The organism is Phenylobacterium sp., assembly GCF_044358365.1.
Classification (GTDB): Bacteria; Pseudomonadota; Alphaproteobacteria; order Caulobacterales; family Caulobacteraceae; genus Phenylobacterium.
In genome coordinates, this window is the sequence record NZ_JBIKNZ010000155.1 from 1 (window position 1) to 3101 (window position 3101).

The 3101-nt window shown below is 72.1% G+C and carries 4 protein-coding genes; all 4 read left to right on the forward strand.

The window, feature by feature from the left end; translation table 11 throughout:
• On the forward strand, nucleotides 1-378 hold a 378-nt coding region (locus ACIQ3B_RS18780; RefSeq protein ID WP_397405310.1), incomplete at its 5' end, for a DUF669 domain-containing protein.
• Nucleotides 379-389: 11 nt separating this feature from the next.
• Complete coding sequence (locus tag ACIQ3B_RS18785) at nucleotides 390-734, forward strand: RusA family crossover junction endodeoxyribonuclease (RefSeq protein WP_397405312.1); 345 nt, start codon at nucleotides 390-392, stop codon at nucleotides 732-734.
• Complete coding sequence (locus ACIQ3B_RS18790; protein WP_397405314.1) at nucleotides 721-2397, forward strand: DEAD/DEAH box helicase family protein; 1677 nt, start codon at nucleotides 721-723, stop codon at nucleotides 2395-2397. The genes ACIQ3B_RS18785 and ACIQ3B_RS18790 overlap by 14 nt, the downstream gene beginning before the upstream one ends.
• The coding region (locus tag ACIQ3B_RS18795; RefSeq protein WP_397405316.1) for a bifunctional DNA primase/polymerase at nucleotides 2397-3101 on the forward strand (705 nt) is incomplete at its 3' end. The genes ACIQ3B_RS18790 and ACIQ3B_RS18795, both read left to right, overlap by 1 nt.

The window sequence follows — 3101 nt, forward strand, 5'->3', positions numbered from 1 at the left end:
AAGTACGTCGCGGCCATCGTCGACAGCACGACCAAGCCGACCAAGAACGGCGCGGGCGAGTACCTGGAGCTCGTCTTCGAGGTCCTCGAGGGTCCCTACAAGGGCCGCCGCGTCTGGGAGCGCCTGACGCTCAAGCACGTGAACGACACGACCGTGCGCATCGCCCGCGGCAACCTGTCGTCCATCTGCCGGGCGGTCGGCGTCATGGAGCTGAACGACTCGTCCCAGCTGCACGACCTGCCGCTCTCGATCACCGTCGCGCTCAGGAAGCGCGACGACAACGGCGAGATGGCCAACGTCGTGAAGGGTTTCGCCCGTCGCGAGCCGCCCGCCTCGATGCCGCGATCGGCCGTGGGAGGCGCGCCCTGGAAGCGCTGACGCGCAGCTTCATGCTGCCGTACCCGCCGTCGGTGAACCACTACTGGCGGCATGTCGGCGGCAAGGTCCTCGTGAGCCGCGAGGGGCAGCGCTACCGCAGCACGGTGCGGTTGCTCCTCGCGGGCACGAGGCCGCTTGAGGGACGCCTCGCCGTGGATGTCACGCTCTTCCCGCCCGACCGGCGGCGCAGAGACGTCGACAACGCAATGAAGGGGCTGCTTGACTCGCTCGCGGACGCGGGCGCGTACGTGGACGACTCGCAGATCGACGACCTGCGCGTGAGGCGCGGCGACGTCGTGGAGGGCGGCATGGCCCGCATCGAGATCAGGGAGATCGAGACCGATGGAACTCCGTGACTACCAGCACGCCGCCGTCGAGGCGGTCTACGACCACCTGCGCGGGCGCGACGACAACCCGCTCGTGGTGATCCCGACGGGCGGCGGCAAGACGCCCGTCATCGCATCGATCTGCCGCGACGCCGTCCGGCGCTGGCAGGGGCGCGTCCTCGTCCTGGCGCACGTGAAGGAGCTCCTCGAGCAGGCCGTCGGCAAGCTCGACGCGATGGCGCCGGGACTCGGCGTCGGCGTCTACTCGGCGGGCCTCGGCAGGCGGGAGCTTGAGCACCCGGTGACGGTTGCCGGGATCCAGTCGATCTGGCAGCGCGCTGGCGAGCTCGGTCCGGTCGACCTCGTGATCGTCGACGAGGCGCACCTGATCCCGCCCGACGACGACGAGGGGATGTACCGGCAGTTCCTGGCGGACGCGAAGGTCGTCAACCCGGCGATGCGCGTGATCGGCCTGACGGCGACGCCGTTCCGCATGCGCACCGGGCTGATCTGCTCGCCGGGTGGCATCCTGAACCACGTCTGCTACGAGGTCGGGGTGGGCCAGCTGATCGAGCGCGGCTTCCTCTCGCCGCTTCGGTCGAAGGCGGGCCGGGTCAAGGTCGACACGAGCCAGCTCAAGGTCCGCTGCGGCGAGTTCGTCGCAAGCGAGGTCGAGCGCGCCTTCGACACCGACGAGGTCGTCGAGAGCGCATGCGCGGAGATCGTGTCCGAGTCGAAGGACCGCCGGAGCACGCTGATCTTCGCCGCGGGCGTCGCCCACGGCCGCCACGTGGTGGATGTGCTCCGCGACCGGCACGGGATCGAGTGCGGCTGGGTCGACGGCGGCACGTCGGCCATGGAGAGGGAGCGGGCGATCGCCCGCTTCCGCTCGGGGGAGCTTCGCTTCCTCGCGAATGTGAACGTGCTCACGACCGGCTTCGACGCCCCGAACGTCGACTGCGTGGCGCTCCTGCGCCCGACCGCGTCGCCGGGGCTCTACTACCAGATGGTCGGCCGCGGCTTCCGCCTCGCGCCGGGGAAGGAGGACTGCCTCGTCCTCGACTTCGGGGGCAACGTGATGCGGCACGGGCCGGTCGACGACCTCGAGCTTCGCGAGCGCAGCCCGGGCGGCGGCCAGGCGCCGATGAAGGAGTGCGAGGCCTGCCACGCGCTCGTCCCCGCCGCGACGCGCGAATGCCCGGAGTGCGGCCACGCGTTCCCCGAGCCCGTCCGCGAGCGCCACGACCCGACCGCGACCACCGAGTCGATCCTCAGCGTGCGCCCGTCGCCGCGCTCGAGGCCGGTGCAGTCGGTGGGCTACTTCCTGCACCGAAAGGGCGGCGACCCCTCGGCCACGCCCACGATGCGCGTCGAGTACCGCCTCGGACTCGGCGCCTGCCAGCGCGAGTGGATCTGCCTCGAGCACCCTCCAGGCAGCTACGCCCGGCACAAGGCCGAGGACTGGTGGCACCGCCGGTCCCATGCGCCCGTCCCATCCACCGTGGCCGACGCGGTCGCCCTTGCGGAGGCGGGGGCGCTCGCCGACTGCACGGGCATCGTCACCAGGCGCAAGGCGGGCGAGCAGTTCGACTCGATCGCCTCGTACCAGCTCGGCCCCGTGCCTGAATGGGCGGCGGACGACTCCCTCGTGCGCACGATCCCCGAGGTCCCCGACGACGGGATCCCGTTCTGATGGGCGATCGTGCCACCATCGACGCGGCCCTTGCGTGCATCGCACGCGGCTGGTGCCCGGTGCCCGTGCCCCACGGCTCCAAGGGGCCGGTGGTCCCCGGCTGGCAGAAGCTCCGCATCCCGGCCGACGACGCCGAGCGGCACTTCGCGGGCGACGGGAACATCGGCGTCCTGCTCGGGGAGCCCTCCGGCTGGCTCGTCGACGTCGATCTCGACTGCGAAGAGGCACGCGAGGCCGCGGACCGCTTCCTGCCGCCCACCGCCTGCGTGACGGGCCGGGCGTCGAGCAAGGCGAGCCACCGCTGGTACGTGGCCCACGGCGCCCGCACGAGGCAGTTCCGCGATCCCGTCGACCGCTCCATGGTCGTCGAGCTGCGCAGCACCGGCGCGCAGACGATCGTCGGGCCGAGCGTCCATCCGAGCGGCGAGCGCTACGACATGCTCGAGGGCATCCCGGCCACGGTCGGCGCCGAGGAGCTCGAGGCCTGCGTCCAGCGCCTTGCCGACCACGTGGTCGCGCGCCGCCACGGGATCGCGGAGCCGGTGGGCCAGGGCGGGGCGGCGGACGACGAGCATGTCGAGCGGCGCGCGGTCGCCTACCTCGGCCGCATGCCACCGGCGATCTCCGGATCGGGCGGCCATGCAGCGACCTACGCCGCGGCGACCGCCCTCGTCCACGGCTTCGGCATCGCGCCTCGGAGGGCG

Excerpts from the sequence above, each read along its gene's own strand:
- ACIQ3B_RS18785 (WP_397405312.1), top strand. The coding sequence starts at position 390 with ATGCTGCCGTACCCGCCGTCGGTGAACCACTACTGGCGGCATGTCGGC.
- ACIQ3B_RS18790 (WP_397405314.1), top strand. The coding sequence starts at position 721 with ATGGAACTCCGTGACTACCAGCACGCCGCCGTCGAGGCGGTCTACGAC.